General features: G+C 71.2%; 23 protein-coding genes. 4 read left to right on the top strand and 19 right to left on the bottom strand.

What is annotated here, in order from left to right; genetic code table 11:
* The first annotated feature begins 76 nt into the window (after positions 1 to 76).
* Positions 77 to 343, top strand: a complete 267-nt coding sequence (locus ACF3NH_RS12160) for a DUF2171 domain-containing protein (protein ID WP_422923109.1) — start codon at positions 77 to 79, stop codon at positions 341 to 343.
* A gap of 72 nt (positions 344 to 415) precedes the next feature.
* Here ACF3NH_RS12160 and ACF3NH_RS12155 read toward each other — a convergent pair whose 3' ends face one another.
* The 6 genes from ACF3NH_RS12155 to ACF3NH_RS12130 all read right to left on the bottom strand — a co-directional run bounded on the left by ACF3NH_RS12155 (position 416) and on the right by ACF3NH_RS12130 (position 5,556).
* Positions 416 to 1,198, bottom strand: coding sequence for a succinate dehydrogenase iron-sulfur subunit (locus ACF3NH_RS12155; RefSeq protein WP_198366506.1), 783 nt, complete (start codon positions 1,196 to 1,198; stop codon positions 416 to 418).
* A gap of 15 nt (positions 1,199 to 1,213) precedes the next feature.
* The gene (gene sdhA, locus ACF3NH_RS12150; RefSeq protein WP_422923106.1) at positions 1,214 to 3,022 is read right to left on the bottom strand and encodes a succinate dehydrogenase flavoprotein subunit; all 1,809 of its coding nucleotides are present in this window, start codon (positions 3,020 to 3,022) and stop codon (positions 1,214 to 1,216) included.
* A 98-nt stretch (positions 3,023 to 3,120) separates the two neighbouring features.
* Positions 3,121 to 3,519 (bottom strand): succinate dehydrogenase, hydrophobic membrane anchor protein, encoded by a 399-nt coding sequence (gene sdhD, locus ACF3NH_RS12145; protein ID WP_422923104.1) that lies wholly within the window; start codon positions 3,517 to 3,519, stop codon positions 3,121 to 3,123.
* A 4-nt stretch (positions 3,520 to 3,523) separates the two neighbouring features.
* Positions 3,524 to 3,970, bottom strand: coding sequence for a succinate dehydrogenase, cytochrome b556 subunit (gene sdhC, locus ACF3NH_RS12140; RefSeq protein ID WP_422923102.1), 447 nt, complete (start codon positions 3,968 to 3,970; stop codon positions 3,524 to 3,526).
* A 146-nt stretch (positions 3,971 to 4,116) separates the two neighbouring features.
* The gene (locus ACF3NH_RS12135) at positions 4,117 to 4,422 is read right to left on the bottom strand and encodes a hypothetical protein (RefSeq protein WP_422923100.1); all 306 of its coding nucleotides are present in this window, start codon (positions 4,420 to 4,422) and stop codon (positions 4,117 to 4,119) included.
* Positions 4,423 to 4,533: 111 nt separating this feature from the next.
* Positions 4,534 to 5,556, bottom strand: coding sequence for an aspartate-semialdehyde dehydrogenase (locus ACF3NH_RS12130; protein ID WP_198366501.1), 1,023 nt, complete (start codon positions 5,554 to 5,556; stop codon positions 4,534 to 4,536).
* A gap of 194 nt (positions 5,557 to 5,750) precedes the next feature.
* Here ACF3NH_RS12130 and ACF3NH_RS12125 point away from each other — a divergent pair, with 194 nt between their 5' ends.
* Both ACF3NH_RS12125 and ACF3NH_RS12120 read left to right on the top strand, forming a co-directional pair.
* Positions 5,751 to 6,176 (top strand): DUF1489 family protein, encoded by a 426-nt coding sequence (locus ACF3NH_RS12125; RefSeq protein ID WP_422923098.1) that lies wholly within the window; start codon positions 5,751 to 5,753, stop codon positions 6,174 to 6,176.
* Positions 6,177 to 6,304: 128 nt separating this feature from the next.
* Positions 6,305 to 6,532: a hypothetical protein gene (locus ACF3NH_RS12120; protein ID WP_198366498.1), complete on the top strand. Its 228-nt coding sequence runs from the start codon at positions 6,305 to 6,307 to the stop codon at positions 6,530 to 6,532.
* Positions 6,533 to 6,673: 141 nt separating this feature from the next.
* Here the strand turns inward: ACF3NH_RS12120 and ACF3NH_RS12115 are convergent, their stop codons facing one another.
* Genes ACF3NH_RS12115 through ACF3NH_RS12090 form a run of 6 tightly spaced genes read right to left on the bottom strand, consistent with a single transcriptional unit; the run spans position 6,674 to position 14,025 of the window.
* Complete coding sequence (locus ACF3NH_RS12115) at positions 6,674 to 7,315, bottom strand: NADH-quinone oxidoreductase subunit B family protein (RefSeq protein WP_422923095.1); 642 nt, start codon at positions 7,313 to 7,315, stop codon at positions 6,674 to 6,676.
* Positions 7,316 to 7,331: 16 nt separating this feature from the next.
* Positions 7,332 to 8,867, bottom strand: a complete 1,536-nt coding sequence (locus ACF3NH_RS12110; protein ID WP_198366497.1) for a hydrogenase large subunit — start codon at positions 8,865 to 8,867, stop codon at positions 7,332 to 7,334.
* On the bottom strand, positions 8,864 to 10,351 hold the full coding sequence (locus tag ACF3NH_RS12105) for a proton-conducting transporter transmembrane domain-containing protein (RefSeq protein WP_422923093.1): 1,488 nt from the start codon (positions 10,349 to 10,351) through the stop codon (positions 8,864 to 8,866). The genes ACF3NH_RS12110 and ACF3NH_RS12105 overlap by 4 nt, the downstream gene beginning before the upstream one ends.
* Positions 10,348 to 11,028: a hydrogenase-4 component E gene (locus ACF3NH_RS12100; RefSeq protein ID WP_422923091.1), complete on the bottom strand. Its 681-nt coding sequence runs from the start codon at positions 11,026 to 11,028 to the stop codon at positions 10,348 to 10,350. Before ACF3NH_RS12100 ends, ACF3NH_RS12105 begins: the two co-directional genes overlap by 4 nt.
* Before the next feature lie 10 nt (positions 11,029 to 11,038).
* Complete coding sequence (locus tag ACF3NH_RS12095) at positions 11,039 to 11,998, bottom strand: respiratory chain complex I subunit 1 family protein (protein ID WP_422923089.1); 960 nt, start codon at positions 11,996 to 11,998, stop codon at positions 11,039 to 11,041.
* Positions 11,995 to 14,025: a proton-conducting transporter transmembrane domain-containing protein gene (locus ACF3NH_RS12090; protein WP_422923087.1), complete on the bottom strand. Its 2,031-nt coding sequence runs from the start codon at positions 14,023 to 14,025 to the stop codon at positions 11,995 to 11,997. The genes ACF3NH_RS12095 and ACF3NH_RS12090 overlap by 4 nt, the downstream gene beginning before the upstream one ends.
* Positions 14,026 to 14,306: 281 nt before the next feature.
* Between ACF3NH_RS12090 and ACF3NH_RS12085 the strand changes: the two genes are divergently transcribed.
* Positions 14,307 to 16,037: an ATP-binding protein gene (locus ACF3NH_RS12085; RefSeq protein ID WP_422923085.1), complete on the top strand. Its 1,731-nt coding sequence runs from the start codon at positions 14,307 to 14,309 to the stop codon at positions 16,035 to 16,037.
* A gap of 108 nt (positions 16,038 to 16,145) precedes the next feature.
* On the opposite strand, the gene ACF3NH_RS12080 is transcribed toward ACF3NH_RS12085, so the two are convergent.
* From ACF3NH_RS12080 to ACF3NH_RS12050, 7 genes are all read right to left on the bottom strand, one after another.
* Positions 16,146 to 16,790 (bottom strand): hypothetical protein, encoded by a 645-nt coding sequence (locus tag ACF3NH_RS12080; protein ID WP_422923083.1) that lies wholly within the window; start codon positions 16,788 to 16,790, stop codon positions 16,146 to 16,148.
* Entirely contained in the window at positions 16,783 to 18,654 is a 1,872-nt protein-coding gene (locus tag ACF3NH_RS12075; RefSeq protein WP_422923081.1) for a tetratricopeptide repeat protein, read from the bottom strand. The genes ACF3NH_RS12080 and ACF3NH_RS12075 overlap by 8 nt, the downstream gene beginning before the upstream one ends.
* Before the next feature lie 50 nt (positions 18,655 to 18,704).
* Positions 18,705 to 19,814, bottom strand: a complete 1,110-nt coding sequence (locus ACF3NH_RS12070; RefSeq protein WP_422923079.1) for a hypothetical protein — start codon at positions 19,812 to 19,814, stop codon at positions 18,705 to 18,707.
* A gap of 11 nt (positions 19,815 to 19,825) precedes the next feature.
* Positions 19,826 to 20,923, bottom strand: a complete 1,098-nt coding sequence (locus ACF3NH_RS12065) for an alpha/beta hydrolase family protein (RefSeq protein ID WP_422923077.1) — start codon at positions 20,921 to 20,923, stop codon at positions 19,826 to 19,828.
* 59 nt (positions 20,924 to 20,982) lie between these two features.
* Positions 20,983 to 23,220, bottom strand: coding sequence for a glycosyltransferase (locus ACF3NH_RS12060; RefSeq protein ID WP_422923075.1), 2,238 nt, complete (start codon positions 23,218 to 23,220; stop codon positions 20,983 to 20,985).
* Positions 23,221 to 23,224: 4 nt separating this feature from the next.
* Positions 23,225 to 24,313, bottom strand: coding sequence for a hypothetical protein (locus ACF3NH_RS12055; RefSeq protein ID WP_422923073.1), 1,089 nt, complete (start codon positions 24,311 to 24,313; stop codon positions 23,225 to 23,227).
* Between the two features lie 238 nt (positions 24,314 to 24,551).
* The gene (locus tag ACF3NH_RS12050) at positions 24,552 to 25,856 is read right to left on the bottom strand and encodes a UDP-glucose dehydrogenase family protein (protein WP_422923071.1); all 1,305 of its coding nucleotides are present in this window, start codon (positions 25,854 to 25,856) and stop codon (positions 24,552 to 24,554) included.
* Positions 25,857 to 25,989 lie beyond the last annotated feature (133 nt).

Below are 25,989 nucleotides of genomic sequence, written 5' to 3'. Positions count from 1 at the left end.
CGGGCTTTTTAAGCATCCCTTCCTCGCGCCGTTCGTTAACGTGTCGCGATCGAAGCAATGATTGAGGAGAGCCACAATGATCGACAAGTCCAAAATCACCGAACACGCCGAAATCCTGGGCTCCTGCGGCCGCCATGTTGGCACCGTGGACCATGTCGAGGGCGATTTCATCAAGCTGACCCGCTCGGATTCCGAGGACGGCCAGCACCATTACCTGCCGATCTCCGCCGTCGCCTCCGTGGAGGAGGGGAAGGTGATCACGACCATGAACCATCAGGCCGCGCGCTCCCTGCTGCAGGACAGTCCGGAGGCGGGGCTGGGGGCCGATCCGACCCTCGGCTGAAGCCGGCCGGAAAAAGGAAAGGCCCGCCGGTCTCCCGGCAGGCCTTGTCCGTCGTCGCCGGCGTCGCGGGCCTCAGCCCTGGCGCTCGATCATCAGCTCCTTGATCTTGCCGATGGCCTTGGCGGGGTTCAGCCCCTTCGGACAGGTCGCGGTGCAGTTCATGATGGTGTGGCAGCGGTAGAGGCGGAACGGGTCCTCGAGATTGTCGAGGCGCTCGCCCGCATACTCGTCACGGGAATCCGCGATCCACCGATAGGCCTGCAGCAGCACGGCCGGGCCGAGGTAGCGGTCGCCGTTCCACCAGTAGGAGGGGCAGGCGGTGGAGCAGCAGAAGCACAGGATGCACTCCCACAGCCCGTCCAGCTTGGCGCGCTCCTCCTTGGACTGGCGGCGCTCCTCATCCGGCGGCGCCGGCGTGTCGGACTTCAGCCAGGGCTCGACCGAGCGGAGCTGCGCGTAGATATGCGTCAGGTCCGGCACCAGGTCCTTCACCACCGGCATGTGCGGCAGCGGCGTGACCCGCACGTCCTTCTTCACATCCTCGATCGGCTTCAGGCAGGCGAGGGTGTTCATCCCGTCGATGTTCATCGCGCAGGAGCCGCAGATCCCCTCGCGGCAGGAGCGCCGGAAGGTCAGCGTGGTGTCCACCTCGTTCTTGATCTTGATCAGCGCGTCCAGCACCATCGGGCCGCACTTGTCGAGATCGATCTCGTAGGTGTCGTAGCGCGGGTTCTCCCCCGTGTCGGGGTCGAACCGGTAGATCTTGAAGGACTTGACGTTCTTCGCGCCCGGCTCGGCCGCATAGGTCTTGCCGGTGCCGATGGTCGAGTTCTTGGGCAGGGTGAAAGTGGCCATGATCCCGCTCCTTCCTCAGTAGACGCGCGGCTTGGGCGGGAAGACCTGAACCTCGTTGGTGAGGGTCCGCATCTTCACGTCGCGGTAGTCGAGGGAAACCTCGTACTTCTCGTTCACGCGGGCGAGGGTGTGCTTCATCCAGTTCGCGTCGTCGCGCTCCGGATAGTCCTCATGCGCGTGGGCGCCACGGCTCTCGTGCCGTGCCTCGGCGCCGACCACCGTGGTCAGCGCATTGCCGATCAGGTTGTCCAGCTCCAGCGCCTCGACCAGATCGCTGTTCCAGATCAGGCTGCGGTCGGCGATGCGGATATCGGCATAGCCGGCGGCGACCTTGTCCATCTTCTCCACGCCTTCCTTCAGCAGCTCGGCGGTGCGGAAGACGGCGGCATGGGTCTGCATGGTGCGCTGCATGTTGAGGCGCAGCTCGGCGACCGAGGTATCGCCCTTGGCGTAGCGCACCCGGTCGAGCCGCTCGAGCGAGGCCTCGCCGGCCTTGGGCGGCAGCGGCGCCTGGGTCGCGCCCGGCTTGACGGTCTCGGCGGCGCGCAGCGCGGCGGCGCGGCCGAAGACCACGAGGTCGAGCAGCGAGTTGGTGCCGAGGCGGTTGGCGCCGTGCACCGAGACCGAGGCCGCCTCGCCCACCGCCATCAGCCCGGGCACCACCTTGTCCTGGTCGGTGCCGGTCGCGGCCAGCACCTCGCAGTGGATGTTCGTCGGGATGCCGCCCATGTTGTAGTGGACGGTGGGCAGCATCGGGATCGGCTCCTTGGTCACGTCCACGCCGGCGAAGATCTTCGCGGTCTCGGAAATGCCCGGCAGCCGCTCGTGCAGCAGGTCGGCGCCCAGGTGCTCCAGATGCAGGTGGATGTGGTCCTTGTGCGGGCCGACGCCCCGCCCCTCGCGGATCTCCATCGACATGGCGCGGGAGACGACGTCGCGGGACGCCAGATCCTTCGCCGTCGGCGCGTAGCGCTCCATGAAGCGCTCACCCTCGGAATTGGTGAGGTAGCCGCCCTCGCCCCGCGCGCCCTCGGTGACGAGGCAGCCGGAGCCGTAGATGCCGGTCGGGTGGAACTGCACGAACTCGTTGTCCTGCAGCGGCAGGCCGGCACGCAGCACCATGCCGCCGCCATCGCCCGTGCAGGTGTGCGCCGAGGTGCAGGAGAAATAGGCGCGGCCATAGCCGCCGGTGGCGAGCACCGTCGTCTGGGCACGGAAGCGATGGATCGAGCCATCCTCCAGGCACCAGGCGATGACGCCGCGGCAGGCGCCGTCCTCCATGATCAGATCGAGGGCGAAGTACTCGACGAAGAACTCGCAGTTGTGCTTGAGCGACTGCTGGTAGAGCGTGTGCAGGATGGCATGGCCGGTGCGGTCGGCGGCGGCGCAGGCGCGCATCGCCGGCGTCTTGCCGTAGTTCTGCATGTGGCCGCCGAAGGGCCGCTGGTAGATGCGGCCGTCCTCGGTGCGGCTGAAGGGCACGCCGAAGTGCTCCAGCTCGATGATCGCCGGCACCGCCTCGCGGCACATGTACTCGATGGCGTCCTGGTCGCCCAGCCAGTCCGACCCCTTCACGGTGTCGTACATGTGCCAGCGCCAGTCGTCCTCGCCCATGTTGCCGAGCGCCGCGCCGACGCCGCCCTGCGCCGCCACGGTGTGGCTGCGGGTCGGGAAGACCTTGGTGATGCAGGCGGTTTTCAGCCCCGCGGCACCCATGCCGAAGGTCGCGCGCAACCCGGCGCCGCCCGCCCCCACGACCACCACGTCATAGGTGTGGTCCACGATGCGGTAGGCGCCTGAGGAAGGCATGGTGATCGCGTTCATCGTCCCGATCTTCCGTTACTGGCTCGGCGCGCGAAGGGGGCGCCCGATTGTGCAGAGAGCAATCGCCAGGGGCGCGCCCGGCCGGGCGGCCCCGGCGCTCAGATGGCGATCTTCAGCACCGCCACCGCCGAGAGCACGGCGAGCAGCAGGCAGGCGCCCTTGATCAGCAGGACCGCGGCGGTGCGCTTCCACTCGTCCGCGACGTAATCCTCGATGAGGACCTGCAGGCCGGAGGCGGTGTGATGGAAGGCGATGCCGACGGTCAGCAGCAGCAGCGCGGCGTTCAGCGGGTGGCCGATCCAGGCGATCGTCTCGGCGTAGCTGATGCCGCCCATGGTGGCCACCGAGAGGGTGAACCACAGCATCAGCGGCAGCAGCGCGATCGAGGTCACGCGCTGCATCCACCAGTGATGCGAACCCTGCTTGGCCGAGCCCATGCCGCGCACCCGGCCGAGCGGCGAGCGCATCTGCGCGATGTGAAGCTTCTTGTCGCTCATGTGCTCAGCCCCAGGCGATGATGACGATCAGCCAGGTCAGCACCGTCAGCACCCCGGTGCCGATCAGCACGGCACGGCCGGTGCGGTGGGTCGTCGGCAGGTCGTAGCCGTAGCCGACATCCCACATCAGGTGCCGGATGCCCGCCAGGGTGTGGTACCAGGCGGCGGCGGAGAGGCCGAAGAGCATCAGCATGCCGAGGAAGGAGCTGAAGAACCACTGCGCGGTGGCGAAGGGTCCGGGCCCGGCGGCGGCGGCCACCAGCCACCAGACCATGAAGAGCAGGCCACCGGCCCAGATGCTGCCGGTGATGCGGTGCGAGATGGACAGGCCGCTGGTGATCTGCAGCATGTCGTAGACCTGCAGATGCGGCGAGAGAGGGCGGCGGATGACCGTCCCATCGGTGCGGCGACCCATCATGGTCGCATCGCGCGCGTTGTTCGTAAGGGCCATGGACCGATCCCGCTCCGCGAATGTCGAGGCGCCCAGAAGCCCGCCGGGGCAGCGGCGGGCCAGGGCCTTGTGCACGCACCTTTTATGGCGCGCCGCCACAAAGCGTCAACGCAGGGCAGCCATCTCCGGTGCCATGGCGGCGCGCCTCAATAGCCGTAGCCGCGGCCCGGACGGTATCCCGCTCCCGGAGGCGGGCCGTAGCCGCCGCCGTAATAGGCTGGCGGCGGCCGCTCCGGCGTGGTCGCGGCGCCGCCCACGGCGCCGAGCGCGCCACCGATCAGCGCGCCGGTGCCGGCATTGCCGCCGGTCAGCGCGCCCACCCCGGCCCCGGCGCCGGCGCCGAGCAGCCCGCCGCCGATGGCCCTCTGGCCCGGATTGTAGGGATCGGTGCAGCCGGCGAGCGCCAGGCCGAGGCCGGCGAGCAGTCCGAGATGCAACAGGGGCTTGCGCATGGGGTCATCCTCCAGCCGTGTTCACGCCCTGGAGGTTCTGCCGGGATCGCGGCCGGCCGGCGGCGGTACCGGGGCGCCGCCGCCGCAATCGGACACGCTTCCGTGAGCGGCTCAGCGCGCCAGCAGGCCCTGCCGCACCAGCTCCTCGGCGATCTGCACCGCGTTCAGCGCCGCGCCCTTGCGCAGATTGTCGGCGACGCACCAGAAGGCCAGGCCATTCGGCACGGTGGGATCGGCGCGGAGGCGGGAGACGAAGACCGGGTCCTCCCCGGCGATCTCGACCTGGGTCGCGTAGCCGCCATCCTCGCGGTGGTCGAGCACGGTGATGCCCGGCGCCTCGCGCAGCGCCTTCCAGGCCTGCTGCACCGTGATGGGCCGCTCGAACTCGGCATGCACCGCCTCGCCATGGCCGATGAAGACCGGAACGCGGACGCAGGAGGCCACCACCTGGATGTCGGGGTCGAGGATCTTGCGGGTCTCGACCGCCATCTTCCATTCCTCCTTGGTGAAGCCGTCCTCCATGAACCTGTCGATATGGGGGATGCAGTTGAAGGCGATGGGCTTGGTGAAGACCTCGGGCGAGGCCGCGTCATTGACGAAGACGCCGCGGGTCTGGGTGAAGAGCTCGTCCATCGCCTCCTTCCCGGCGCCGGAGACCGACTGGTAGGTGGCGACCACCACGCGCCGCAGCCGGGCCATCTCGTGCAGCGGCTTCAGCGCCACCACCATCTGGATGGTCGAGCAGTTCGGATTGGCGATGATGTTGCGCTTGCGGAAGCCCTTCAGCGCCTGCGGATTGACCTCGGGGACCACCAGGGGCACGTCCGGCTCCATGCGGAACTGGCTGGTGTTGTCGATCACCACGCAGCCCGCGGCGGCGGCGCGCGGCGCATGGATGGCGGAGACCGAGGCGCCCGGCGAGAAGAGGCCGATATCGACGCCCTCGAAATCGAAGGTCTCCAGGTTGCGCACCTTCAGCACGGCCCGCTCGCCGAAGGAGACTTCCTGCCCGGCGGAGCGGCCCGAGGCGAGGGCGATCACCTCGCTGACCGGGAATTCCCGTTCGGCGAGGGTCTTGAGGATCTCGCGCCCCACATTGCCGGTGGCGCCGACGACCGCAACCCGGTAGCCCATGCCGCGCATCTCCTTCTCGATGGTTCCCGATGGGCCCGGGTCCCCGGCGATGGCCAGCCGGACCGTCCGGGCAAAAAAGCGCGCTGGCTTAACGCCCGCCGGGCGGATGGCGCAACCGTTTTGAGGGAAGGCCGGTCCGGCCGCGCCGGGGCCCCGCCCTTGCGCCGGCGCCGGCGCGGCGTAGATCATGCGGCGTGCTGCATATCCTGAAGCTCTGCGTCGGCCCCCGCGACATCGCCGCCCTCCGCGCCGCCCAGGCGCGGCGCGTGGCGCTGGACCCGCCGCTGCGCCACCTGACCCGCATGGCGCCGAAGCGGGCGGAGGAGATCCTGGAGGGCGGCTCGCTCTACTGGGTGGTGGCGGGCTTCGTCAGCGTGCGCCAGCGCATCCTCGAGATCCGGCAGGAGCCGGGCGCCGACGGCACGCCGCACACCGCCCTGGTGCTGGACCCCGTCCTGACGCCGGTGGCGGCGCGGCCGGTCAAGCCCTTCCAGGGCTGGCGCTACCTGGCCGCCGAGGTGGCGCCGCCCGACCTGGCCCCGGGCGCCACCCCGGCCGAGGGCCTTACCGACCTGCCGGCGGCGCTGCGGCGCAGCCTGGAGGAGCTCTGCCTGCTCTGACCGGCCCGCTCCGATCGGCCCGTCTTACGGTTAATTCAGCGCCGGCCCATGCTGGCGAGAGAAGGCCGGCGGCAGAGTATCGGGGACGGACCGCAGGATCGCGGTTCCGCATCAGGATATCGCACAGCATGCTCCGCTCGCTCCGCCTCATGCTCGCCACCCTGGCCCTGGCCGCGCCGCTCGCCCTTGCCGGCCACGCCACCCCGGCCGAGGCCCGCACCCCCGCCCGGGCGGAGCAGCAGGCCCAGCGCCCCCACGCGGCCAAGCGGCATCACGCCACGGCCCACAAGCGTCATCACCGTCAGCAGGCCCAGGCGCGCCGCGCACCCCGGGCACCGCGCCCCGCCGCCGGCTGACACGGGTTCGGCGGCGGCCTTATTCCCGGCAGGTCGTCGTCCGACAGGCCGTTCCCGCAGGGAGCGGCCATTCGGGCCGGCTGGAGCGATCCGGCCGGCCCCTTTTCATGCGCCCGCCTGAATGCCCGCCTTGGCGGCCGTTCAGGCGTCCCGCTCCATGCGGGGGCCGGGGGCGCCGGCCTCATCAGGGGGCTCCGGCCCTTCCTCCGGTCCCTCCTCCAGCCTGGGCTCGGCCCTTGGCGGCGGGGCGGCGGGCGGCGGCTCCCGCTGTGCGCCGAGCAGGGCCAGCAGGCCTTCCAGCAGCAGGGTCGGACTCGGCGGGCAGCCGGGGATGACCAGATCGACCGGCAGCACCGCGTCCACCCCGTCCGCCACCGCGTAGCTGCCGGCGAAAAGCCCGCCGCCCAGGGCGCAATCGCCCACCGCCACCACCCATTTCGGCTCCGGCATGGCGGCATGGGTGCGCAGCAGCGCCTCGACCATGTTGCGGCTGGCCGGGCCGGTCGCCAGCAGCACGTCGGCGTGGCGTGGCGAGGCGACGAAGCGGAGCCCGAAGCGCTCGAGGTCGTAGACGGCGCCATGGAGCGCGTTCAGCTCCAGCTCGCAGCCGTTGCAGGAACCCGAATCGACATGCCGGATCGCCAGGCTGCGGCCCAGCCGGCGCCGCGCCGCCTGCTCCAGCCGCTCGGACAGGGCGGCGACGGTGGCCTCCGGCGCGGCCGGTGCCGGATCGGTCAGCGGCCGGCGCAGGCCGCGCAGCATGCGGGGCCAGAGCATCGCCATCAGCCGCGCCTCCGTGTCACAGGTCCACCCCGCTATAGGAGGCGTTGAAGGATTTGTTGCACAGCGGGAAGTCGGCCAGGATATTGCCCTCCATCGCCGCCTCCAGCAGCGGCCAGTGCAGCCAGGACGGGTCACGCGGGAAGAGGCCACGGATCAGCCCGGCCTCGTCCAGCGCCATCCAGCAGAAGACCTCGCCGCGGAAGCCCTCCACCAGCCCGATCCCCTCCCCGCCCTTCCCGGGCAGCGGCAGCAGGGTCTCGCCCGGCTCGAGCCGCGCCAGCAGGGTGCCCACCAGCTCCAGGCTCCGCGCCAGCTCCTCGATCCGCACCGCCAGCCGCGCCTCCACATCCCCCGCCGCGGCGCCGGCCACGGCGATCTCGAGGCCGGCATAGGGCGCATAGGGCAGATCCCGCCGGACGTCGAAGTCCCGTCCCGAGGCGCGGCCGACGAAGCCGCCGGCGGCATAGGCGGCGACAAGCTCCGGCCGCGCCACGCCGGTGCCCGCCAGCCGGTCCTGCAGGCTGGCATGCTCCTCGCAGATCCGGCGCAGCGCCGGCAGCTCCGCGCCCACCACGGCGAGCGCCGCCAGCAGCCGGTCCGGTCCGCTCGGCGCGATGTCGATGGAGACGCCGCCGGGCACCAGGCGGTCCATCATCAGCCGGTGGCCGAAGGCGGCGTCGCAGGCGCGCAGCACCCCCTCGCGCAGCGCGCCGAGGCGCGCCTGGGGCCAGAGGAAGGCGGCATCGCCGCAAAGCGCGGCCCAGTCGTTCAGGTGGTTGGCGATACGCTCCAGCTCCGCCATCACGCCGCGCAGCAGCAGGGCGCGCGGCGGCGGCACCAGGCTGGTGGCGGCCTCGGCGGCGGCGGCGAAGGCCCAGGCCAGCGCCACGGTGGAATCGCCCGAGATGCGCGCGGCGTAGCGGGCGGCGGCGCGCGGCGTCCTGCCCAGCATCAGGCCGATCAGGCCCCGATGCTTGTAGCCGAGCCGTGCTTCCAGCCGCACCACCGCCTCGCCCTGGACATGGAAGCGGAAATGGCCGGATTCGATGACCCCGGCGTGCACCGGCCCGACCGGCACCTGGTGCACCCCCTCCCCCTCGGCCGGCAGGAAGACCGGCTGCGGCCGCTCGCCACCCACGGGAAGGGCGGGGAGCGGCGCGGCGGCCGCCCCCCCGCCCTGCCCCTGGACGGCGAGCGGGCGCGCGGCGGCCCAGGCGCCGTGGTCGAGCCAGGGCCGGGCATCCACCGCCCCCTCGGCCCTGAGGCCCCAGAGATCGGCGATGGCGCGTTCGAACAGGATGGCGCCGGGGCGCGCGGGGGAGAGGGCGGGATAGGCGCCATCGGCGGCCGCCACGCTGGCCAGCAGCAGCTCGGGGCCCAGGCGGAAGGCGGCGTGCACGGTGCGCGCCTCGGCCCAGAGAGCGAGAAGTTCCAGCGCCGGCTCCTGCCGCAGCGCCGCCGGCAGGGCCGCCCAGCTCGCCGGGTCGAGCCACCAGCGCCAGGGGGTGAGCCGCTGCCCGGCGCGGATCAGGTCGGAGGCCGGCCCCGTCATCCCGCGATCCCCGCCGCCTCGGTCAGCAGCGCCAGCCCCGCCGCCGGGAGGGCGAGGCCGAGCAGCAGCGCCAGCAGCAGATGCAGGTGCAGCGGCAGCAGCGTCGCCCATTCCGCCGCCGGATGGCCGAGCCAGTGGCGCTGGTCCGGCGGCGGCACGCCGGCGCGGCCCGGCCCGAAGCAGAGCGCCTGCAGCACCTTCAGCAGCGCCAGCGCCGCCAGCAGCAGACCGAGGCCCAGCGGCAGGGCCAGCCAGGGCAGCCGCGTCACCATCTGCTGCATCAGCAGCACCTCGCTGGCGAAGAGGACGAAGGGCGGCAGCCCGGCGGCCGCCAGGATGGCGAGCGCCAGCGACCAGCCGAGCAGGGGATGCGATTCCGCCAGCCCGCCGATCGCGGCGATGCGCTGGCTGCCCTTGATCTGGATGGCGCGGCCGAGGCCGAAGAAGACCGCGCTCTTGACCAGCGAATGGCCCAGCAGGTGCAGCATGCCGGCCAGCGCCGCCGGGCCGCCCAGGCCGAAGGCCATGCTGGCCAGCCCCATGTGCTCGATGCTGCTCCAGGCGAAGAGCCGGCGCGCGTCGCGCCGCCGCCACAGCGCGAAGGCGGCCAGCAGCACCGAGGCCAGGCCCATGGCCAGCATCAGCGCCCCCGGCGGCAGCACCTCGGGATTGCCGGAAACCACCGCCCGGGCGCGCAGGATGGCGTGCAGCGCGGTGTTCAGCAGCAGGCCGGACAGCACGGCGGAAATCGCCATCGGGCCCTCGGCATGGGCATCGGGAAGCCAGGAATGCAGCGGTGCCAGCCCCGCCTTGGTGCCATAGCCGACCAGCAGGAAGACGAAGGCGAGGCTGAGCAGGCGCGGGTCCGCCTCCGGGGCCATCTGCCGCAGCACGCCGAAGGACAGCGCCGTGGCGCCCCCCTCGCCCAGCGGCTGCGCCGCCAGCGCCAGGGCGATGGTGCCGAACAGCGCCAGGGCGATGCCGGTGCCGCAGAGGACCAGGAACTTCCACGCCGCCTCGATCGAGGCCGGCGTGCGGTGCAGCGCCACCATCAGCACCGTGGCGACGGTCGCCGCCTCGACCGCCACCCACATCACGCCCAGATCCTCGGCCAGCAGCGCCAGGGCATTGGCGCCGAGGAAGACCTGGAAGGCGGCGTGGTAGGCGCGCCCGGCGCGCGGGCCGAAGCCCTCGCCGCGGATCGTGGCGGCGGAGTAGAGCGCCGTGGTCACGCCGATTACGCCGGCCAGCAGCAGCAGGGGCAGGTTCAGCGCGTCGAGATGCAGCAGCGCCGCCTCGGGGCCGCGCCCGCGCGCCGCCAGCGCCAGGATCAGGCCGAACTGCGCCGCCGCCAGGGCCAGGTTCAACCGCGCCGCCAGCCGCTGGGCCGGCAGCAGCGCCAGCAGCGCCGCGCCCGCCATCGGCAGCAGCGCCACCAGCCAGAGATGCGCCGCCCAGAGCGAGACGGAGGAGGCCGCGATCATTCGCGCTCCCCCCGGAAGCGGTGCAGCAGGGAGAGATCGAGGGGCGGATGCCCGTCCGGCAGGTCGTCGCGCAGGCGCAGCACGAAGAAGCCGGCCACGGCCGCCAGCACCAGCACCAGCGCCGCGGAGGAGAGCTCCACCACCAGCGGCATGCCGCGCACCCCGGCCGCCGCCAGCACCAGCCCGTTCTCCAGGCTGAGCAGGCCGATGACCACGCTGATGGCGTTGCGCCGCGTCACCATCATCAGCAGGCCGAGCAGCACCACGGAGAGCGCCAGCGCCAGATCCTCCCGCGCCGCCGCCGCGACGGGCCCCGCCCCCGGCGGCACCACCGTCACCGCCAGCGCCACCAGGGCGAGCCCGGCGATCAGACTGCCGCCGATGCCGAGAGGCACGTCCACCTCCCGCCGCAGGCCGAGCCGCGCCACCATGCGGCGCAGCGCCAGCGGGATCAGCACGGCCTTGGCGGCGCCGGCCAGCAGGGCGGTGAGATAGAGGGCCGGCGCGCCCTGGGCATACGCCTGCCAGGCGACGGCGAGCGCCAGCACCGCTCCCTGGGCGGCGAAGGCGGTGATCACGGCGGCGATGCGCCGCTGGTAGAGCAGCAGGAAGGAGAGCAGCAGCACGCCGCCGCCGAGCAGATGCGCCATGTCATAGGAAAGCTGGCCGAAGACCATGCGCCGCGCCTCAGGCCAGGCCGGTGGAAAGGAAGAGGTAGACCGCCGCCAGCATGGCCAGCAGCAGCGCGGCGCCGAGGAACTCCGGCACGCGGAAGACCCGCATCTTGGCGATGGCGCATTCGAAGGCCGCCAGCGCGCCGCCCAGCAGCGCCAGCTTCGCGCCCCAGGCCGCCAGGCCGAGCAGCCAGGCCAGCGGCCCGGCCCCGGCCGGCGCCGTGCCGAAGGGCAGGAAGATCGTCGCCAGAAGGGCGAGCCAGAGGGTCAGCTGCAGCGCCCCCTGCATCTCCCACAGCGCCAGGTGGCGGCCCGAGGATTCCAGCAGCATGGCCTCGTGCACCATGGTCAGTTCCAGATGCGTGGCGGGATTGTCCACCGGCAGCCGGGCATTCTCGGCCAGGGCCACCGCCATCAGCGCCGCGGCGGCGAGGCCGAGCGAGACACGCAGCCCCTGCCCGCCCTCCTGCAGCACGCCGCCGATCACCTCCGGGCTGGTGCTGCCGGCCAGCAGGGCGAGGCTGATCAGCGCCACCATCAGCGCCGGCTCGGCCAGGGCCGCGAAGCTGGCCGCCCGCGCCGCGCCCAGGCCGCCGAAGGCGGTGCCGGCATCCATCCCCTGCAGCACCAGGGCGCAGCGGGCCAGCGCCAGCAGGCCGGCGATCAGGATCAGGTCGGAGAGCGGCGCCAGCGCCATGCCATGCGCGAAGCCCGGCACCAGGGCCGCCGCCACCAGCGTCGCCGCCAGGGCGAGATAGGGCGCGGCACTGGAGACCGGCGAGGCATTCTCCGCCAGCACCGGCTGCTTGCGGAGCAGGCGGGCGAGGTCGCGCCAGGGCTGTAGGGGCGAGGCGCCGCGATGCCCGGTCAGCCGCGCCTTCAGCCAGCGGACGCCGCCCACCACCAGCGGCGCCAGCGCCAGCATCAGCACCAGGTGCAGGATCTGCGACAGCAGGCCGGAGAGGGCGATCATGCCGCGCCCGCCAAGGAAGGCCAAAGGGCGAGCAGCGCCAGCAGGGCGACCAGGGTGCCGAGGGCCAGGCCGATGAACTGCCGGAGGCCGAGGTCGCGCAGCCGCTCCAGCACCGCCGCCACCCTGTCCCGGCCGCGCGCCAGGGGCGCCAGGAGCCAGCGGCCGGCGGGGTCCTCGAAGCGGCTCTCGAACCGGGCCGGCACCGGGTCGCCCGGGGCGGCCGCGCGCAGATGCTCCTGCGCCGCGAGCAGCGGGGTGCCCAACATGCGGTGCAGCGGCTGGGCGAAGCCGGCGGCACTCGGCTGGGTGGCGGGATCACCGAAGGGCAGATGCGCCGGCGGCGCCATGAACCCGCCATCCCAGGGCGGCGCCCGCCGCGAGGGCCAGGGCGAGAGGCGGCGCAGCAGCGCGGCGAGGCCGAGCCCGGCCAGGGCCAGCAGCAGCAGCACCGCCAGCGGCGCGTAATCGGCGGCCGGCGCCGAGGCACTGACCGAGAGCAGGGTGAACTCGGGCAGGCCGGCATGGCCGGTGATCCGCTGCAGGGCGGGCGCCGCGAGACCCAGCAGCGGACCGGGCAGCAGGCCCAGCAGCGCGGCGAGCCCGGCCAGCCCGGCCAGCACGCCGCGCGGCAGCGGCGCCGCCTCCTGCGCGCCCAGCGTGCGCGGGGTGCGCGGCCGGCCCAGGAAGGCCAGCCCCCAGAAGCGCAGCATGGCGGCCGCGCCCAGCGCCGTGCCCAGCGCCGCCGCCGCCAGCGCCGCCATGACAAGGATCTGGAAGCCCAGCGCCCCCACCCGCCACGCGGCCAGAAGGGCCTGGAACAGCAGCCACTCCCCGGCGAATCCGGCCAGCGGGGGCAGGGCCGCGGCGGCGGCCGCGCCGGCCAGCGCGCACCAGCCGACCAGCGGCATGGCATGGATCAGCCCGCCCATGCCGTCCAGCCGCCGCGCCCCGGCGCCGTGCAGCATCTCCCCGGCCGCCAGGAACAGCAGCGCCTTGAAGACCGCATGGGCCAGCAGGTGGAGCAGCGCGGCGCCGGCCGCCAGTGCCGCCAGCGGCCCGAGATCCGCCGCCCGCAGCGCCGCGGCGAGGCCGAGGCCGAGCGCCACCAGGCCGACATGCTCGATGGTCGAGCAGGCCAGCAGGCGCTTGGCGTCGGTCTCCTGCGTGGCGCGCAGTCCGCCCAGCACGGCGCTGGCCGCGCCCAGGACCATCAGCGGCAGGCCCCACCAGAGCGGCTGGGCCGGGCCGCCCAGGTCCAGCAGCAGCCGGGCCAGGACATAGAGCGCGACCTTGGTCATCGCCGCCGAGAGCAGCGCTGAGCCGGCGGCGGGCGCGGCCGCATGGGCCGGCGGCAGCCAGGGATGCAGCGGCACCAGCCCGGCCTTGGCCCCCGCCCCCGCCACCACCAGCAGCAGCACCGCCCCGGCGCGCCAGCCCTCGGGCGGCGCGGCCCGCAGGGCGGCGAAGGAGAAATCCCCGGCGAGGCCGGTCATCAGCCCGATGGCGGGGATCAGGCAGGCGGCGCCGAACAGCGCGAAGCCCAGATAGAGCCGGGCGGCCTCGCGCCGCTCCTCCTCCACATGGCCGGCGGCCAGCAGGGCCCAGGAGGCCAGCGACATCGCCTCGAAGCCGAGCAGCAGGGTGATGCCATCGGCGGCCAGGACGGTCAGCGCCATGCCGGCCAGGAACAGCGGATAGGGCACCAGGCGGCGCGGCATCGCGGCGGTCTCGCGCGCGGCGGCGTAGAGCATGGCCGCCAGCCCCACCAGGCCGAGCGGCACCAGGAAGAAGGCCGAAAGCCCGTCCAGTTCCAGGCTGAGCGGCGCCCAGGGCGGCCCGACCGGCAGCAGCAGCGGCGCCCCGCCCTCCAGCGCCAGCCCTGCCAGCCCCAGCCCCGCGAAGCCGGCGGAGACGGCGGCGCAGCCATACCGGACGAGTTGCGGCAGCCAGGGATGCCGCGTCGCAGCCAGGCCAGCCAGGGACAGCAGCAGGAGGCAGAGCAGCAGCAGGGCGAGCGCCGTGGTCACGGCAGGGCGGAAAGCTGTGTCACGACGGCAGGATAGGCAGGGCGGGCAGCCGCCGAAAGGCGGCAAATGGCCGGAGGCGGGACATTGCGCCCGCCGGCCGGTCACAGACCGTTCAGGGCCGTGGCGCCGCGGGCGTAGCAGGCCATGCCATGCGCCTCACCGGATGATACATCGCCATCCGTCCAAAAAAGAGAGAAAGACCAAATACTTCCATCGTTTCATTTGAAGCCTTTCTTGCGCTATTCATGTCTCTCCGCAGCGCAGCACAGAGGATGCAGTGCATGATCAGCAGCGTGACCAAGCTCCGCGTCGACAACGAGGACTTTCTTGTTGCCTCGATGATCGAGCGCTGCCCACGCAGCATGATGATCCGGGAGTTGCTGCAGAACGCGCTGGAGGCGGCCGCCACCGCGCCGGAGGGACGGCGCCGGGTGGAGTTCTCCGCCCTGCCCGTCGAGGGCACCCGCAAGCTGGCGATCTGGAACAGCGGCACCGGCCTGAGCGGCGAGGAGCTGTTCCGGATGTGCGACATCGCCTCCTCGATCCGCAAGGAAACCGGGCTCGACCGCAATTTCGGCATGGGCGCCAAGGTGGCCTCGCTGCCCTCCAACCAGCGGGGCCTGCGCTACCGCTCCGCCCGCCAGGGCGAGGTCGGCGAGGTGGTGATCGGCAAGTTCAACGGGGTCTATGGGCGCCTGCTGCGCCCGGGCGGGGACGGCCGCCCCGCGGAGGTCATCGACGCCGGCGAGGCCGCCCGCGCCGAGGGGCGCCGGACCGGGGAGGACTGGACGGAGGTCGTGCTGCTCGGCAACGCCGCCGCGCAGGACACGGTGAGCGATCCCTATAACGGGCGGCCGCGGGTCGGCCCGCGCTGGCTGGTCGATGCGATCGGCCAGCGGTTCTTCCGCTTCCCCGAGGGCGTCGAGATCCTGCTGCAACCCGGCATCGCCGGCCTGAAGGCGCCGCACCGGCTGACCAGCCTGGCCACGCGCCTCGCCCGGCTGGCGCGCTACGAGGCGGTGCACACGCCCGAGGGCATCACGATCCACTACGCCTACGATCCGGCCCACCCGACCCTGGCGGATGCCAATGCGAGCCAGGGCGGCGGGCCGGAGAGCGCCAGCAGCCTGGCGGCGCTGGTGCATCAGGACGAGATGTACGGCGTGCTGTCCGGCCAGGCCTGGCGCCGCGAGGCGCCAAGCTTCGGCATCCCCTTCGTGGCCCGGCATGTCACCATCCTGGTGGAGCTGCCGTCCGACTATCCGGTGCAGCCGGAGGCCTATCGCGAGTTCCTCCGCTACCGCACCGAGACCCAGGCGCAGGTGAAGCTGCTCGACTTCGCGGGCCTGGTGACGCGGCACCAGCCGGGCTGGCTGGCCAAGCTGCTGGCCGACGCCTCCCCCGCCGCCGCCTATGCCGCGGAGGTGCAGGAGGAGCTGCGCCAGATGCTGGAGCAGATGGGCGTCGCGCGCCGCCGCCCACGCCAGTCGCCGCCCCTGCCGAAGGAGCCGCCGCCGCCACGGCAGGGCGAGCCGCGACCGCCGGCCGAGCCGAAGCCCGTCCCCCTCGAGAATGCGCCGGCCATCTTCCTGCTGCGCGATCCGGCCGAGCTCGCCGACCGCGACCTGCTGCACCGCGCCGCCTGCTACTACCCCGAGACCCACCAGCTGCATGTCAACCTGACCTATGGCGCGGTGGGCGAGATGGCCCGGATGCTGCTGGCCACCGCCCCCGAGGGAATGGACGCCGAGAGGGTGGCGGAGGCCGCGCAGCTCCAGGCCGAGCGCGGCATGGTGCTGCGAATCGCCCGTGGCCTGGCCTATGCCCTGGCCAAGCGGGGCCGGCCGCAGGAATGGAAGGAGCCGCATCTGCGCGCCGCCCTGTCGCCCGAGGTGCTGACGCTGATCGCCGACGACATCCGCACCGGCTGGGCCGAGGCGGAGGCCGGCCTGGCGCGGGCGCTGGGCGATGCGGAGGTCGGCCAGCCGGCGCCGGAGTTGCAGCCGGCCTGAGCCCGCGGCGGGGCCCGTACCGGCGACGGGCCCCGGAAGGCGGCCTGGACCGGGACGGGCCGGACCGGGAGTGGCCTGGACCGGGAGTGGCCTGGACCGGGCGGAACGTTACCCGGCGAGAAGCGGCAGGGACTCGTAGGCGCGGGCGATCCACCACGGGCTGTTGCCGAGTTCGATGCCGGTGCCGCGGATGCGCGCGGTGATCACCGCCGTCTCCCCCCGCGGCAGGTCCAGCGGGCGGGCGAACTTGAAGAGGAAGGCGGTGGCGGCCAGCGCCTTGTCCATCCGCTCCAGATCAGAGCGGCGCCGGTTCGCCACGACGAAGCCCTGCGACTGGCCATTGAGCAGGATCTCGACCTCCAGCGGCTGATCGGGGCAGTTCAGATTGGCGGCCCAGCCCCGCACCAGCGCCTCGTTGCAGCGATCCAGGGCGCCGGCCACGCGGCTGCGAACCGGCGCCGTCCCCAGCACACGGCGCCCCCCCTCGCCTTCGAGCGCCAGGGCCAGGGAGCCCCCCTCTTCCACCGCCGCGGCCTCCTCCACCGGGATGCGGAACGGCACGGACGCCTCCCCCCCGGGCGTGACGGGCGCGGCCAGGCGGCCGACCACCGTCTCCCCGGCCAGCAGCACCAGCGACCGGGCGCCGGGCAAGGCCGGGGCGGCGATCTCGCCGCTCACTTGGAAACGGTCGGCCGAGCCGAACCGGACCGCCAGCGCCGCGCCGGCATCCTTCGTCCCCGCCTCCTCACGCATGCGCCAGCTCCTTCCGGCGGCCGATCTCCTCGGCCGCCCGCCGCAGCGGCCCCGGATTGGGCACGGTGGCCTCGGCCTTCCGCAGCGCCGCTTCCGCGCCGGCGAGGTCGTCCTGCCGCAGAAGCAGGTCGATCAGCTGGCGATTGGCCCAGCCATCGGCCGGGGCCGCCACCACCGCCTGCTCCGCCCACTGGATCGCCAGGGGGACATCCTCGCGCCGCAGGGCGATGTCGGCGAGCCGCCGCAGCGCCGTGGCATGCCCGGGTGCGAGCCTCAGCACCGCCCGGGCGCAGGCCTCGGCCGCGTCCAGGTCGCCGGCCTGGAAGTGCAACTGGCCCAGCAGGGACATCGACCAGGCGTCGGCCGGGTCGGCGGCCACCGCGTCCCGCGCCCGCTCCAGCGCCGCCGCCGCATCGCCCCGCCGCGTCGCGATCTCGCTCAGCCGGCGCCACGCCGCGGCATGGCCGGGGGTCAGGTCCAGCGCCTCGCGCGCCAGGGCTTCCGCCAGCGCGAGATCGCCCATCGCCAGGCGCACCGTGCTGACCTGCAACCGCGCGCCCGGCTCATTGGGGTGGCCGGCCACGCCGCGCAGCGCCCAGTCCAGCGCCTCGGCATGCTCCTTGCGCCGCAGGGCGATGTCGGAGAGCCGTCGCAGCGCCGCCAGATTCTCGGGCTCCAGCTCCAGCATCCGCCGGGCGGCGTCCTCGGCCGCGTCGAGGTCCCCGGCGCTCATGTGCAGCGAGCCCAGCTGATGATGCGACCAGAGATCGCGTCCGTCCGCCTCCAGGGCGCGGCCCGCCCAGTCGAAGGCCGTGTCCATCTGCCCCAGCCGGGCGGAGATCTGCGCCAGGCGGCGAAGCGAGGGCGTGTGCCCCGGTTCCAGATCCAGGGTCTGGCGCGCCGCCACCATGGCGGGCTCCAGCGCGGCGACCGCCAGATGCACGGTCCCGAGCTGATACCGCGCGCCGGGATCGGAGGGCATGGCCGCCGCGGCGCGTTGCGCCCAGTCCAGCGCCGCCGCGTGGTCACCGCGCCGCAGGGCGATGTCGGAAAGCCGCCGGAAAGCCCCGGCCTGTCCCGGAACGATCTCCAGGATGCGGCGTGCCACCGCCTCGGCGGCGTCGTAGTCCCGTGCCTGGAAGTGCAGCGCGCCCAGGTGATGCAAGGGGCCGGCCTCGAGCGGATGCCGCTCCACCGCCTCGCGCGCCAGGGCCAGCGCCCGGTCCCGCTCGCCCCGCCGGTTGGCGAGATCGCTGAGGCGGCGCAGGGCGGGCAGCGAATCGGGGCGCAGTTCGAGGCAGCGCCGCGCCAGCGCCTCGGCCTCGGCCACCTCGCCCAGCGCCAGATGCACCGTGCCAAGCTGGTGCAGCACGCCAGGCTCCTCCGGATGCAACGCCGCCGCCGCGCGCGCCTGCGCCATCGCCTCCGGCAGCGCGCCGCGCCGCAGGGCGATGTCGATCCGCCGGCGCAGCGCCGCCGGATGCCCGGGCACGATCTCCAGCATCCGCTGCGCCGCCGTCTCCGCCGCCTCCAGATCGCCGGCCTGGAAGGCCACCGTGCCGCACTGATGATGCGACCAGGGATCGCGCGCGTTCAGCGCCACGGCGCGCGCCGCCCAGTCCCGCGCCGCCGCCCAGTCGCGGCGCGCGGCGGCGCATTGCGACAGGCGGCGCATACAGGCGGCATCCTCCGGCGCCTGATCCAGCGCGGCGCGCAGCAGCGCCTCGGCCTGGTCGGGCCGCCCGGCCGCCATCTCCGCCGCCGCCCGCTGCTGCAACTCGGCGAAGGAAGGCGGCGTGGGCGGCGCGGCGTCCTGCCGGCGCAGGCCGCCGCCTGAACGGGATTGGGACTTGCGCTTGCGCATGGCGTCAGGGTTCCGGTGCTTCAGTGAAGGGCAGGAGTGGTCGGAGACGATCATGGACGTGCCCCCAACGGGGCAATGGCGAGACGGCCGGCCTCGGTCAGGCCGCCGCAGCGCCAGATGCTGCGGGCGGTCCTGCCGTCCCACTCGAAGTAGAAGGCGGCCTCGAGGGAACCGCGGCGGGCATGCTCCGCGAGATTGCGGCGAGTCTCACGCACCAAGTCCGCTCGCGCGTCGTCGTTGAGAGGGCAGGCCCGTGCCGCGTTGCTGATCCCCCATTCGGTCATCCAGCAGGATCGCGCCGTCCGGCCGAGACCGCATTCCTTGAGCGCGGCGTCCAACGCCTCTCGTCGCTCCACCGGCGTGGCGCCGGGCGCGGGATAATAATGGATGGCGGCGGCATCAGCGTAGCGTGACAAGCCCTTCTCCGCCAGGAGCGACAGCGTGGTGCCGGCATCCACGACGTCCGCCTTCATCGCCGCGGCGAAGTCGGGGCGAATGCGCGCCATTCCAGCGGCCAGTATCAGCATGTCCCGATTGACGGCGCTCCGCGAACGCTGCTCATGCACGATGCGGAGCAGGTCCATGTAGCGATCCAGCCCGCGTTGATAGGCGCCGCCGCCGGGCATCCGTGACAGGTCGGTGTGGACCTGGCCGGGCCGCCCCGCCTGTGCCGCCACGTCCCCGTTGAAGGCCCAGTTGATCTCGTTGCCGACCTCCATGGCCAGCAGACGAATCTGGCGGCGCTCCAGCTCGGACCAGAGGTCCTGAAACACCTGCTGGAAGCGTTCCGGCCTGATCGCCGACAGGGGATAGGCGCTTTCCACCCGCCCGCCCGCTCGGGGCGATATTCCAGGCGAATAGTAGGCGTCGACGTTCAATGACACCGCCAGCACGACCTGAAGGCCGCGCCGGACGGCCTGCTCGACCGCATCGAGACTCGCTGGAAAGGGAGGGTTCAAGGTCAGCCGAACAGCGCCAACCCCGGCATCGGCCATGGATGCAATGGCATCCTGACGCTGCGGAGCGGGCAGCCAGGCGAGATTGACCTGATTGACCCCGATCACCACCCCGTCGCGCCCCAGCACCTGCGATGGGCAGGCGACCCAGAGAAGCAGGGAAAGGAACAACCCTCCGATGGAGGCCGGGATACGGATCCTCATCAAGGTAGCGCCTAAGGCCCGGCGCCCACGGCATTCAGCAAAGGTCTCGAGGCGCCTCGGCGCTCCAGTCGTTCCATCACCCTGAGGACATCCGGATGGCCGTTCAAATGAGGCAATCCGCGCAGGAAGCGCAACGCGACATCGGCCCCCCGAACCGAGGCCACGATGCCGGCATGCTTCGTCGCCAGCCAGGCCGGCGCCTCGGCCGCCGCCACCGACCGTTCGCTGATGGTCATGGCAAGCTCGGGTTCACCGAGCTTCAGAAAGACCTCGGCGCTCATGAAGAGAAACTCGTGGTCGTCGGCGGGTCCGCTTTCGAAGCTCGCATGGGCCATGGCGCGATGGTGCTCAAGCGCGTCCTCCCCGACACCGCGGAGGTAGTTGAAAAGCGACTTCGGATCCTTGCGGTAGGCCAGCTGACTGCGGCGCACCAGGGCATCGGTGTCCGGCAGCCTGGCCGCGTACAGATCATCCAGGAGGGTACCAAGGATGCCCGCCTTCTGAAGGGCCGGGCTGACCGGATGATATCCGTAAGGAACGTCGATGAGATGCCAGGCGTTTGCTCCCACCTGACCCCGAACGCGGTCCAGGATCTCGAGATGCGGACGGTCAAGCGCATGCTGCCGATCCACGAAGATCCAGGCCGGAAGGCCGGCCTGCTCCCGGAGCGCGATCTCCTCGTCGAACTGCGCGGAGAAGAACGGCCTGTACTCATCCCAGCGCGTGTCGAAGGTGCCGAGCGGGGCCAGGATGTAGGCTTGCGGAGACAGCGCGACGATCGCGGCGGCTTCAAGCCGGCGCCCGAACATCAGGGCGCCATAGCCGCCCATGGACGAGCCATAGAGCACAGAAGGCCCGAGGCGAAGGCGGGCGATGACCTCGGCAAGCTCGGCCATCTCGGGGGTGTGCCACCAATGGTTCCACTTGGACTGGACATGCAGGGCGGGAATGCCACGCCGCGCGAAGAAGTCGCCGCCAAAGATGGGGCTGATAGGCTGCCGGGAGCGGGAGGAGAAGGTAACGAAGGGCACGCCCTTCCTTGCCCCCCGGACAATGTGTTCATTGGCCGAGATCCTGATGTCCGCTCCATCAAACTGGATGCCGCTCATATGACCTTCGATCCCCCAATGACGCCGGCTGGAGCCGATGGCGGCCCGCCCCGGGCTCCCTACTGATACTTCCGCATGATGTTCCGAAGATGGACCACGCCACGCTGAACTTCCGGCAGGTGATCGGCCTGCCCCTCCAGCGTGCTGAGCGCGAAGTGGGAGACGGAGCGATAGGCCTGCATGAGCAACTGCTTCTCGAACTCCAGCACCTTCTTCTCCTCTTCGAGCTTCTCGACCTGCCGGCGCAATGCGCCGGCCTCCCGGCTCAGGTTGCGCCGCGCGGAATCGGCGGAGGAGGCCTTCCAGAACAGTCCCTGCGACAACAGGACGAAGGGTTTCACCTCGGCCGGGGCGGACTCGAGATAGGCATTCGCCGCCCGCATCATCGCGCCGGCCCGGTCGCGCTTGCGCCATCCGGTGCCCCAGCTTGCCAGCGTCGTGCGGTACCAGAGCAGGGCTTCCGGCACCACGTCGACCTTCAGCCCCTTGGCCCAGGCCTTGGCGAAGAAGCGCCAGTCCTCCGCGTGGTTGAAGCAGCCATCGACAATGAAGCCGCCGATCTCCAGGAAACGGTCGCGCCGCGCGAAGCAGTTGAGATCGCCATAGCTGTTGTAGATCAGGCCGAGCGGCCCGAAATCGCCCATGACGATGTAGCGCTTGACCGCATCCTCGTCCTTCTCCGGCGGAGCGTCCGTGACGAAGTGGTCATTGAAGCAGGTCAGGATATCGGCGCCGCCATTCTCGGCCGCCGTGCAGAACACCTCGACCTCGTTCGGCTTGGGCACGTTGTCGTCGTCCATGAACAGGACGTACTCGCCGCGCGCGGCATAGGCGCCGGCGTTGCGGGCCGCGGGCTCATAGACGTTCTCCCCCATGCGGAGGACACGCAGGTCGTCGCGGCCCTGTGCCTCCAACGCGTCGAGATAGGCCACGGCCTCCTCGGACCGGCTGCCATTGTCGACGACGAGGATCTCGAGATTGTCGTAGCTCTGCCGCTCCAGCGCCTCCAGCGCCTGGGCCAGACCGCCCGGCCGCTCGAAGTGCAGGATATTGACCGTGACGAGGGGGCGCCGTGCCTGGCGCCGCGGCCTGGCGCGCTCCAGGGCCACTTCGGCCTCCAGCTCGCGATGCAGCCGGAGAATGGCCTCCAGATTGGCCGGGAAATCCACATTGGAACGGGCGGGACCGAAGTCCTCCGCCGCCATGGTCCGCAGGATATGCTCGGCCATGCCGGCCGGCGTCGGTGGATAGAGGACCGCGTCGCGGCTTTCCGGAGCGATCAGCTCGGCGACGCCGCCGACATCCGTCGAGATGAAGGGGATGCTGTGATAGATGCACTCCATCACCGTATAGGGCGAATTGTCATGCAGCGCGGCGAGAACCGCGATGCGCCCCTCGCCATGCAGGTAATCCACGGCCTGGAAGGTATCCAGCCCCGAGACGACCTGGACCTCGCGCTTCCACCGGGCCGTGCGGGCATCAAGCACGTCCTGCGGATATTCCTTCCCAAGCTTGCCCAGGAAGGTGATCTTCACATCCTCCGGCAGCAGCCTGTTGATACGGTCGATGGCGTCGCAGAAAATCAGCAGGCCCTTGCGCGGCTCGATGCGGCCGAAGAACACCAGCTCCTTCACAGGCCCCTTGTGCGCGGCCGGCACGTCCGGCGGCGCCCCCTGCATGCGGCTGGGCATGAGATTAGGCAGCATGATCTGCCGGGAGGGAAGCTTGAAGCCATTCTCCCGCAGCCAGCGCAGCATGTAGTGGCTGGGGCTGATGACCATGTCGGACAGCTCGATCAGGCGCCGCTCCATGCGGTCCCGCACCATGTACGAGATGTCATCCACCGGTGCGGAGTTGGTCAGGCGCGACCACAGCGTGGGCGAATGGGTGGTGACGGCGATGCGGGTGTTGTGCAGACAGAGTCCCTGCGACTTCGCCAGAGCCGTGTAGTAGCCCAGGCCGATATAGTCGACGAAGTGGATCAGGTCGAAATCGGTGTCGCGGAGCTGCTCATAGACGCGGTAGCTGCGCGCGAGATTGTCCTCGTCATAGACGGTGGTCGAGCGGTGCAGGGGCGGGTTCGAGGCCGGGCGGAAGCCGATCAGCTCGACATTCGAGCGCCGGTACATCCGCTGCCAGTATTCGAGATCGTGCATCTCGAAGTAGGTCGAGGTGTAGAAGAGCGTGACCTCGTGACCGGCCGCCGCCAGCCCCTGGGCCAGCGCCGTGCAGGCGGTACCGACGCCACCGTTCTTGATCGGACCGACGATGTCCGGCGAGGCAACGCAGATCTTCATTCTCTCATACCGCCCCTTGCTCGTGGGCCATTTCGGGACAGGGTCCGGCCAGGTTGCGTGTCATGCACACCGCCTGGCTGACCCTCCAGGGACTATGGGCCAGCTCGACATCCGTGTTGTGGACACGGACGGAGACCAGCGCATCGGCGCTCACCGGCAGATGGATCGGATTGGCGTAGCGGAAGCGGAAGCCCCCGCAGTCCGGGGAGAGGCCGAGCACTTCGAGATCCGGCCGCGGCTCCAGTGCCGGAACCGTCGCCTGGAAGACATCGTTGATGAAGACATCGACCAGTGCGGGGCGGCCCGGAAGATCGGGGTTGCAGACGAAGCCGCTGACCATGCTCTCGTTGCAACGCTCCACGCCGCCGGCGAAGCGGGACATGATCCGCGAGGATCCCACAACAGCTTTCGCTCCGCCCAGCTCGACCGCGACCTCGGCAATCATCCCATCGCCGATGAGCGCTCCATCATCGGCCACTATCGTGAAGTCCACGGCAGGCATGAAGTCCTCCGAGGCCGGCACGGGAAGCGCCGCGAAGCCGCTGGGCCGTCCGTCCACAAGCAGCACCAGCCTCCCACCTTGCAGGCGCGCCGGCTCGGTCCAGCGGAGATCAGGAAACTGCAGTGTACCGGCGATGTGCATGACGTCCGCGCGCCGGATGGTCCCCTTGATCAGGCCGGCATTCAATCCGCCCAATCCGGTCACGCGGCGGATTCCATGGGAATACTTCAGCAATGCCTGCGCGATCAGATCCGCATGGCGTGCGTAGTCGGCACTGTCCCCCTCGGCAAAGCCGACCTTCAGCACCCCGAAATGTCTCGTGAGACGCACGTGCATGTCCGCGGCCGTGACCGAGGGAGGGGCCGGAATATGGATCTCGCTGCCCCACTTGCCGCCGATGCGGTCGTTCAGCACCATGCGCTCGCGCTCCGGCAGCACCTTGATGTGCAGCAGGATGTCGTCGCCGTGCAGGAGGTCGATACGGGCCTGCCGGCGCGCCGCATCGGGGGTGATGACGAAATCCCAGCGCCCGGCGGGAAGGAAGTCGTCGGCGGCCAGGTCGGCGGTCTCGCCTGTCGAGTGGAGCATCATGTCCAGCCTGGTCTTCCCCTGATGGCAGACAGGTCCGCCGTAGAGCATCCGCCGGAGCGGCGAGCCGGAAAGGCCTAGGCGGTCTCACCTTCGAGTAACTAATACCGGCGCCCATACCACCACAGCAAGATATCTTTTGTGCAACGCGCAACTTATGGTTCGCATGATCCCTGGGCCGCACGCATGAAAAAGGGCGCCGCATGGCGCCCTTTTCCGTCTCCTGGACGATACAGGAACGTCAGGGCCGGCCGATCGAGGAATAGTTGAACCCAGCCTCGCGCATGGCGGCCGGTTCCCAGACATTCCGAAGATCGCAGATGACATCTCCCGCCATCGCCTTCCTGAGCTTCTCGGGGGAGAGAGCCCGGAACTCGTTCCACTCGGTGATGACGACCAGCGCATCCGCCCCCTGCAAGGCGTCCATCGCCGTTTCGGTGAACTGGAGCGCGGCCGGCAGCATCTCCCGCGCATGCGCGGGCTGCGGGTCATAGACCTTCACGGTCGCCCCGGCATCGAGCAGCGCCGGAAGAATCACCAGCGAGGGCGCGTCGCGCATGTCGTCGGTCTCGGGCTTGAAGGTGACGCCCAGCACGCCGATCGTCTTGCCCTTCACCGAGCCGCCGCAGGCCGCGATGACCCGCTGCGCCATCTGCTCCTTGCGCGCATCGTTGGCGGCGATGGTCTGCTCCACGATCGTGACCGGCGCGCCAAGCTCCTGCGCGGTCCGCGCCAGGGCCAGGGTGTCCTTCGGGAAGCAGGAACCACCGTAGCCGGGGCCGGCATGCAGGAACTTGCGGCCGATCCGGCCATCGAGCCCCATGCCGCGCGCTACGTCGTGCACATTGGCGCCGGCCTTCTCGCAAAGATCGGCCATCTGGTTGATGAAGGTGATCTTCACGGCGAGGAAGGCATTGGCCGCGTACTTGATCAACTCGGCCGTCTCGATCGAGGTGGCGACGACCGGCGTCTCGATCAGGTACAACGGGCGGTAGAGTCGCTTCAGCACCGCCAGCGCCCGCTCGGAATCGACACCGACCACGACGCGATCGGGCCGCATGAAGTCACCGATGGCATTGCCTTCACGCAGGAACTCAGGGTTCGACGCCACCTCGATCTCGAGATCGGGGCGCGCCGCGCGCACGATCTCCTTCACCCGGCGCCCGGTCCCGACCGGCACGGTGGACTTCGTCACCAGCACCAGCGGCCCCTCGGCCGCCAGCGCCACCTGCTCGGCGGCGGAGAAGACGTAGGTCAGATCGGCATGGCCGTCGCCGCGCCGCGTCGGGGTACCGACGGCGAGGAAGACGGCATCGGCGCCGTGCATGGCTTCCTTGAGATCGGTGGTGAAGCTCAGCCGGCCGTCGCGGGCATTCTCCTCCACCAGGCGATCGAGCCCGGGCTCGTAGATCGGGATCCGGCCCTGCCGCAGGGCCTCGATCTTGCGGGCCTCCGTGTCCACAATGCAGACATCGACGCCGAATTCGGCGAAACAGGCGCCAGAGACGAGACCGACATAGCCGGCCCCAATCATCGCTATCTTCATTGTGTCCTCAGCTCGCCTTTCAGAAGTGCCACCGGCGCCATAGGCCGCCCGTCATTGGTGAAACGCAACCACAAAAGCCCCGGTGGACATCAACAACCACGTCATGACATTGCCTCCATGACCGTCCTCCTTG

This window comes from Pseudoroseomonas sp. WGS1072 (assembly GCF_049340465.1).
GTDB lineage: Bacteria > Pseudomonadota > Alphaproteobacteria > Acetobacterales > Acetobacteraceae > Pseudoroseomonas.
Note: the sequence above shows the minus strand (reverse complement) of the source record. Positions and strands in the feature narration are given on the sequence as shown.